The organism is Chlorobaculum thiosulfatiphilum (assembly GCF_006265165.1).
Lineage (GTDB): Bacteria > Bacteroidota > Chlorobiia > Chlorobiales > Chlorobiaceae > Chlorobaculum > Chlorobaculum thiosulfatiphilum.
The window spans coordinates 20,950-27,803 of the sequence record NZ_VDCH01000028.1 but is presented as its reverse complement, the minus strand read 5'-3'; the positions used below and the strand labels follow the sequence as shown (position 1 = coordinate 27,803).

6 protein-coding genes are annotated in these 6,854 nt (G+C 60.0%); 2 read left to right on the top strand and 4 right to left on the bottom strand.

The genetic code is table 11. The annotated features are described in order from the left end of the window. The first annotated feature begins 327 nt into the window (after window positions 1-327). A complete protein-coding gene (gene pgeF, locus FGF66_RS10655; RefSeq protein WP_139457623.1) occupies window positions 328-1,107 on the top strand; it encodes a peptidoglycan editing factor PgeF in 780 nt (259 codons plus the stop codon). On the opposite strand, the gene FGF66_RS10650 is transcribed toward pgeF, so the two are convergent. Further along, a complete protein-coding gene (locus tag FGF66_RS10650; protein WP_139457622.1) occupies window positions 1,082-1,291 on the bottom strand; it encodes a hypothetical protein in 210 nt (69 codons plus the stop codon). The two genes, pgeF and FGF66_RS10650, sit on opposite strands and share 26 nt — an antisense overlap. 217 nt (window positions 1,292-1,508) lie before the next feature. Here FGF66_RS10650 and bchU point away from each other — a divergent pair, with 217 nt between their 5' ends. Continuing rightward, a complete protein-coding gene (gene bchU / locus FGF66_RS10645) occupies window positions 1,509-2,525 on the top strand; it encodes a bacteriochlorophyllide d C-20 methyltransferase BchU (RefSeq protein WP_139457621.1) in 1,017 nt (338 codons plus the stop codon). 143 nt (window positions 2,526-2,668) lie between these two features. On the opposite strand, the gene FGF66_RS10640 is transcribed toward bchU, so the two are convergent. The 3 genes from FGF66_RS10640 to ftsA form a co-directional block, all read right to left on the bottom strand. Continuing rightward, entirely contained in the window at window positions 2,669-3,964 is a 1,296-nt protein-coding gene (locus tag FGF66_RS10640) for an acetyl-CoA hydrolase/transferase family protein (protein WP_139457620.1), read from the bottom strand. Between the two features lie 148 nt (window positions 3,965-4,112). After that, the gene (ftsZ, locus tag FGF66_RS10635; protein ID WP_139457619.1) at window positions 4,113-5,408 is read right to left on the bottom strand and encodes a cell division protein FtsZ; all 1,296 of its coding nucleotides are present in this window, start codon (window positions 5,406-5,408) and stop codon (window positions 4,113-4,115) included. Between the two features lie 119 nt (window positions 5,409-5,527). Continuing rightward, entirely contained in the window at window positions 5,528-6,853 is a 1,326-nt protein-coding gene (gene ftsA, locus FGF66_RS10630) for a cell division protein FtsA (protein WP_170181331.1), read from the bottom strand. Window position 6,854: the final 1 nt, after the last annotated feature.

Genomic DNA, 6,854 nt, shown 5'->3' with positions numbered 1-6,854 from the left:
TCAGAGACTTTTCTAATATCGATTTTTTCCATACCCGCAATATAATATATTTGCGAGTTTTATTGGCCGGATTAATATCACCAGCTTTTCGCGTGCACCTATCCCCTGATTTTGTTTTCGCTTTACATAACATTTTATCTAAAACACAATAGTTTTTGCTAATTTTTCCCTAAAAACACTAAATATTATTTGAATTTAGTGTTTCGTCAGTAAATACCCATGCGGCTTTGCGGGATTATTCGGTATGATCAAAGCTGGTGATCCGCAAAAACTCCTTACATTGATGCCCGAAAATCAACCTCACCCGGAAACCGCAACTGTGACGTTATGACGCAGAGATCAGGAATCGAGCCTGTTTATCCATCCATCTTCACCGGCGTCGCCGGGCTTGTGGCGATTCAGACTGCCCGTTCGGGCGGGGTGAGCGATGCGCCGCTGGATTCGCTGAATCTTGGATCGCACGTTGGCGACGATCCGGCGCATGTGCGGGAGAATTACCGGCGGCTCGGGGCGTTTCTCGGGATCGACGCCGAGAGCATCGTCACGACCGGGCAGGTGCATGGTACGGAGATCGCGCTTGTCACCGCGCCGGGCAACCTCGACGGCTATGACGCGCTCATCACCCATGTTCGCGGCCTCTTTGTCGGCATCATGACGGCGGACTGCTACCCCATCCTCATCCACGACCCGCGCACAGGCGCGTCCGGCGCGGCTCATGCGGGATGGCAGGGCGCGGCGGGGCGGATCGCCGAAAAGACCGTCCAAGCGATGCGCGACGCATTCGGCACCCGTCCGGAAGAGTGCCTCGCCTGGGTCGGCACCGGCATCTCCGGCGAGCGCTACGAAATCGGCGGCGAGGTGGCCGCCCGCTTCAGCAGCCGCTACCTCGAGCCGTCGCCATCCGGCGAAGGGCGGCAACGGCTTGACCTCTCGGCAGCCAACCGCGACCAGCTCCTCGACGCGGGCCTCCCGCCAGCGCAGGTGCAGTGCTCGGAGTTCTGCTCGTACCGCGACGTCGGGCGCTTCTTCTCCTACCGCCGCGACCACGGCAAAACCGGACGGATGCTCGCGCTGATCGGGGTCAGGACTTCTGACTCAGCCCTCTGACCGCCACCAGCATCGTGCCGAGTTTGTCTTCGAGGGCCTGAAGCGTGGCGATTTCCTCCGCGTTGAGGTCATCGGAAACGACGTCGTAGGTCGAAAACGAAAGCAGCGTTTTGCCGAGTTTACGCTCGAGGGAGCGAATCTCTTCGAGCTGCTCCGGGGTGAGTTTGGAGAGGCTTGATAACATGATGAACTCCTTTGTTTATGCGCCTTCCGCGAACGGGAAAGCGCGGTTGACTTCAATCCAGAGAACACCCCGTCCAGGCGGGCGGTAACAACGATTTCTTGGCCTCGCTGTTGGTTAACAGCTCTTTTTGGGATAAATTAGCGTGACAAATTTACGTGCGCCAGCACTCGCGTTTTTTCTACTCGTCTCTCATATCTAATAAAGACAATTATCGACAATGAGCAACAATGACCTCCTGAACTACTACCACAGGGCCAACGAGCTGGTCTTCAAGGGCCTCATTGAGTTCAGCTGCATGAAAGCCGCTATCGAACTCGACCTTTTCAGCCACATGGCCGAAGGCCCCAAGGACCTCGCGACGCTGGCAGCCGACACCGCTTCGGTGCCGCCCCGTCTCGAAATGCTCCTCGAGACGCTCCGCCAGATGCGCGTCATCAGCCTTGAGGATGGAAAATGGTCATTGACTCCGTTTGCCGAGTACATGTTCTCGCCGAACCCGAAAGAGCCGAACCTGTACCAGTTGCCGGTTGCCAAGGCGATGGGCTTCCTTGCCGATGATTTTTACATGGGTCTTTCCCAAGCCGTCAGGGGTCAGAAGAACTTCAAGGGCCAGGTGCCCTATCCGCCGGTCACGCGCGAAGATAACCTCTACTTCGAGGAGATTCACCGCAGCAATGCCAAGTTCGCCATCCAGCTCCTGCTCGAAGAGGCCAAGCTCGGCGGCGTCAAGAAGATGATCGACGTAGGCGGCGGCATCGGCGACATTTCTGCCGCCATGCTCAAGCACTTCCCGGAACTCGATTCCACCATTCTGAACCTGCCGGGCGCCATCGACCTGGTCAACGAGAACGCCGCCGAGAAGGGCGTGGCTGATCGTCTGCGCGGCATCGCGGTGGACATCTACAAAGAGTCTTATCCCGAAGCCGACGCGGTGATGTTCTGCCGTATCCTCTACTCGGCCAACGAGCAGATTTCAACCATGATGTGCAAGAAAGCGTTCGACGCCATGCAGCCCGGCGGCCGCCTGCTGATTCTCGACATGGTGATCGACGACCCGGCAAATCCGAACTTCGACTACCTGAGTCACTACATCCTCGGCGCGGGAATGCCCTTTTCGGTGCTCGGCTTCAAGGAGCAGGCCCGCTACAAGGAGATTCTCGAAAGCCTCGGCTACACCGACGTGACGATGGTGCGCAAGTACGACCACCTGCTCGTTCAGGCCGTGAAGCCGTAAAGAGAAGAATAGGTCGAATAAGTCTTACAGGACTTACAGGTCAAACAGGATTGAACGCGAAACGGCTGCCCGGAAAAGGCAGCCGTTTCTGCGTTTATGGTGATCCGACTGATCATTTTGCGTCGCCCCGCCCCCTGCACAATTCATTCAACCAGGCAGTTGCTTTTTCGCCCGTACAGCTCGTGGGCCTGGCGGAGAATATCTTCCCGGAAGTCGGGGTGGGCGATGGTGGCGAGCGCTTCGGCTCGCTGGCGCAGGTTCTTGCCGTGCAGGTTGACGATGCCGTACTCGGTCACGACGTACTGCACGTGCGCCCGCGTGGTCACGACGCCCGCGCCCGGTTTGAGCTGCGGCACGATGCGCGACTCGCCCTTGCGCGTCGTGGCGGGCAGGGCGATGATCGGTTTGCCGCCGGGCGAGAGCGCCGCGCCGCGGATGAAGTCCATCTGGCCGCCGACGCCGGAGAAGTGGCGGATGCCAATCGAGTCGGCGCACACCTGGCCGGTCATGTCGATCTCGATGGCGCTGTTGATGGCCGTGACCTTGGGATTTTTCCGGATCTCCCTGGTGTCGTTGACGTAGTCCGAGCCGAACATCTCGACCTGCGGATTGTCGTCCACGAAATCGTAGAGTTTGCGGCTGCCGACCAGAAAACTCGCCACGATGATCTCGTTGTGCGTCTTCTTGCAGCGCCCGTTGATCACCCCTTTTTCGACCAGATCGACCACCCCGTCCGAGAACATCTCCGAGTGGATGCCGAGGTCTTTGTGGTCCATGAGCGCGGCGAGCGTCGCGTCGGGAATCGCGCCGATGCCCATTTGCAGGGTCGCGCCATCCTCGACGATGGAGGCGATGTGCTGGCCGATCTGGCGCTCGACGTCGGTCAGCTCGTGGCGTGGCGTCTCGGGCAGCGGATCGTCCACCTCGACCAGCGAGTGAATTTTGCTGACATGCAGCAGTCCCTCGCCGTGGGTGCGCGGCATGTTCGGGTTCACCTGCGCAATGACGTGCCGCGCGGTGTGCACGGCGGCGCGGGCCGCATCGACCGACACGCCAAGCGAGCAGTAGCCGTGGCTGTCGGGCGGCGAGACGTGCACCAGCGCCACGTCGAGTGGCATGATGCCGTCGTAGAACATCGCGGGCACGTCGCTCAGAAAAATCGGAATCGCGTCGGCGTAGCCACATTGCACCGCCGAGCGGACGTTTCTGCCAACGAAGAAGGCGTTGAGCCGGAAGCTCTCCTGAAATTCGGGCCTGACGTAGGGGGCGTCGCCCTCGGTGTGGAGGCTGACGATCTCGACGTCGCGCAGGTGGCTGGCGCGGCCGACCATTGCGTCGATCAGCCTGCGGGGGGTTGCCGCCGCCGTGTGAAGGAAAACCCTGTCGCCCGACTTGATGGCCATGACGGCCTGTTCGGCGGATATTGTCCGGTAAGTCATGATGCTGAAATCTTTTTTGAAGTGGTTGCAGCTTCGCCGCTGGCCCGGAGTCCGGACGACCGTACCCGGAGGGCGGCAATGCTTGCGGAAACTGTGAACGAATGGAGGCGAGCCGGGAAAAGCGGCAGCGCCCTTCTCCCGGCTTGCGTCATTGCAGTGGAGGATTGTTTTTCCTGCGGAGATAGGCCGGCGTGTCAGTGGGGCCTTTCTGTATCTGCTCATTGTCGTCATCCGGAGCAAAGGGATTCGATCCGGCAGGACGGGCGGAGGTACTGCACGCGCGGCCAATATCGAATGGCTCCGGGATGGAGCGGCTTTTTCTGATGTATGCGGGAATTCTCATATCCTCGACAACTGTTTCGGGATAGCCGGAAGTGTGCACGGGGCGTCCGAAGCCCTGGGCCGGTGGCGCTTTCGGCGCGGCCTTCTCCATCTGGCCCGGTTGCACTCCGGATTGCCGCGCCTCATCCGGCTCCAGTCTTCTGAAACCGGTGACGATCACCGTGACGCGGATTTCTCCCGACACCTGCGGCTCATCGACATAGCCGTTGATGATCTTGGCGTCGCTGCCGACCTGCTCCTCGATGTAGTTCATGGCGTCGGCGATGTCGCGCATGGTCACGTCGCCGGTGATGTTCACCAGCACGCCCTTGGCGCCGCGCATCTTGACCCCCTCCATCAGCGGACTGGTGACGGCGTCCGAGGCCGCCTTCAGCGCGCGGCGCTCTCCGGCGGCGGCGGCGGAGCCCATGACGGCGTCGCCCGCCCCCTGCATGATGCTCCGCACGTCAGCGAAATCGACGTTGACGTGGCCATGGTGGGTGATGATGTCGGCGATGCCCTTGACCGCCCGGAACAGCACGTCGTTAGCCATGTTGTACGCCTCGGTGGCGCTGACCCCTTCGTCGGCGATGCTCAGGATTTTCTCGTTCTCGACGATGATGAGCGTGTCGATATATTTGCGCAGCTCGACGATCCCCGTGTCGGCGATGCGCGACTTGATCTGCCCTTCGAAGCTGAAGGGGCGCGTGACGACGCCGATGGTGAGAATGCCCATGTTGCGGGCGATGGAAGCGACCACCGGCGCGGCTCCGGTGCCGGTGCCCTTGCCCATGCCCGCGGCGATGAAGCAGAGATCCGCCCCGCGCAACTGCATGGCGATCAGCTCGCGGTCATCCTCGGCGGCGAGCCGTCCTTTGGCGGGATCGGCCCCCGCTCCGAGGCCGTTGGTCGCCTTTTTGCCAATCTGCACGCGGATCGGCGCCTTGGAGTTCAGGAGCGCCTGGCGGTCGGTGTTGAAGACGACGAATTCGGTGCCGCTGATCTTGCGGTCCATCATGTTGTTGACGGCATTGCCGCCGCATCCGCCAACGCCGACGATCTTGATATTGACTCCGCTGTCCTGATCGCTGTCGAACAGGCCCGGATCGAGTTCGAATGCCATGCTTTCTATTCCTTTTTTATCCTGTCGAGAGCCTCACTTGAACTGTTACGAATCCCGATTGCGCGTTAATCCCTCCCGCAACCGGACATCTCACGGCAATAAATCGAAATGCTCCTGAATTATAACTGATCCCAGAACTTCTTCAGACGGTCAACAAACTTCTTTCCGGATTGAGGGGCATCGGGATTTTGATCGGCGCTCTGCTGGGGCTGCGCCGGTTCCGGTTGCGAGGTGACCGGCTCTGGAGTCTGCGTGGGCTTTTCCTGGACGACCTCTCCGTAATCCTGATAGAGATTGTTCTGCAACGAGTGGGCGACGAGTCCCATGACGGTTGCGTACATCGGGTTGTTGATTGCCTCCTTGATGCCGCCCGACACCCCTTCCGGATAGCCGGTGCGCACGTCGAGGCCGAGAATCTCCCCGGCCAGTTCGCTCGTGCCGGGCAGGAGCGCGCCGCCGCCGGTGATGATCACCCCGGCGTTGAGATATTCGTAATAGCCGGAGCGCTTGATAATGTCGCGCACCAGCTCGAAAATCTCCATCATGCGCGCTTCGACGATCACCGTCAGCGAGCTTTTCTGGAACGACTTGCGCGGACGCCCCTCGATCCCCTCGATCAGAATCTCCTCGTCGTTGTCGAGCACCTTCGACCAGGCGCAGCCGTAGCGGATCTTGATCTCCTCGGCCACGTCGTTGAGCGCCTTGATGCCATAGGCCACATCGTGCGTCACGTCGTTGGCCGCCACCTTGATCACCTCGGAGTAGCGGATCGCGCCGTCGATGTAGATGGCCACCTCGGTGGTGCCGCCACCAATGTCGATCACCACGACGCCGCTGCGCTTCTCGCTCTCCTTCATCACGGCAAGCCCCGATGCGACCGGCTCGAAAGTCATAGCGCTCACTTCGAGACCCGCTTTTTCGATGCACTGCTTGATGTTGCGGATCTTCGTGCGCAGCCCGACGACGATGTAAGCGCTGCCGCGCATGGTGGTTCCGGCCATGCCGATGGGATCGAGCACGCCGTCCTGGTCATCGACGATGAACTCCTGCGGAATGACGTGAATGATCTCGTGGTCGATGTCGAGATAGCGGATGTTGGTCTTGGCCTTTTCGAGGAAGCGCCGCACGTCGGATTCGTTGACGATGCCCGACTGGTTGACGCTGATTTCGGAATTGCTGTAGATGCAATGGACGTGCGCGCCGGAGATGCCGACGTTGACCCCCTTGATCTTGATCGAAGATTCGCGCTCCGCGTCGGCCACCGCCTTGCTGATGGCGTCAACCGTCTTGTTGATGTTGACCACCGTCGCCCGTTGCAATCCATCGGAGTTGGCGCGTCCCTTGCCGAGGACATTGAGCTTGCCGACGTCATCCTTTTCAGCGACGACGACGCATACCTTGGTTGTACCTATATCGAGACCGATTACAATATTGCTCTTCGGCATG

Bases quoted from the DNA above. Each gene is read 5' to 3' on its own strand.
- pgeF (WP_139457623.1), top strand. From the start codon at position 328: ATGACGCAGAGATCAGGAATCGAGCCTGTTTATCCATCCATCTTCACC.
- FGF66_RS10650 (WP_139457622.1), bottom strand. From the start codon at position 1,291: ATGTTATCAAGCCTCTCCAAACTCACCCCGGAGCAGCTCGAAGAGATT.
- bchU (WP_139457621.1), top strand. From the start codon at position 1,509: ATGAGCAACAATGACCTCCTGAACTACTACCACAGGGCCAACGAGCTG.
- FGF66_RS10640 (WP_139457620.1), bottom strand. From the start codon at position 3,964: ATGACTTACCGGACAATATCCGCCGAACAGGCCGTCATGGCCATCAAG.
- ftsZ (WP_139457619.1), bottom strand. From the start codon at position 5,408: ATGGCATTCGAACTCGATCCGGGCCTGTTCGACAGCGATCAGGACAGC.
- ftsA (WP_170181331.1), bottom strand. From the start codon at position 6,853: ATGCCGAAGAGCAATATTGTAATCGGTCTCGATATAGGTACAACCAAG.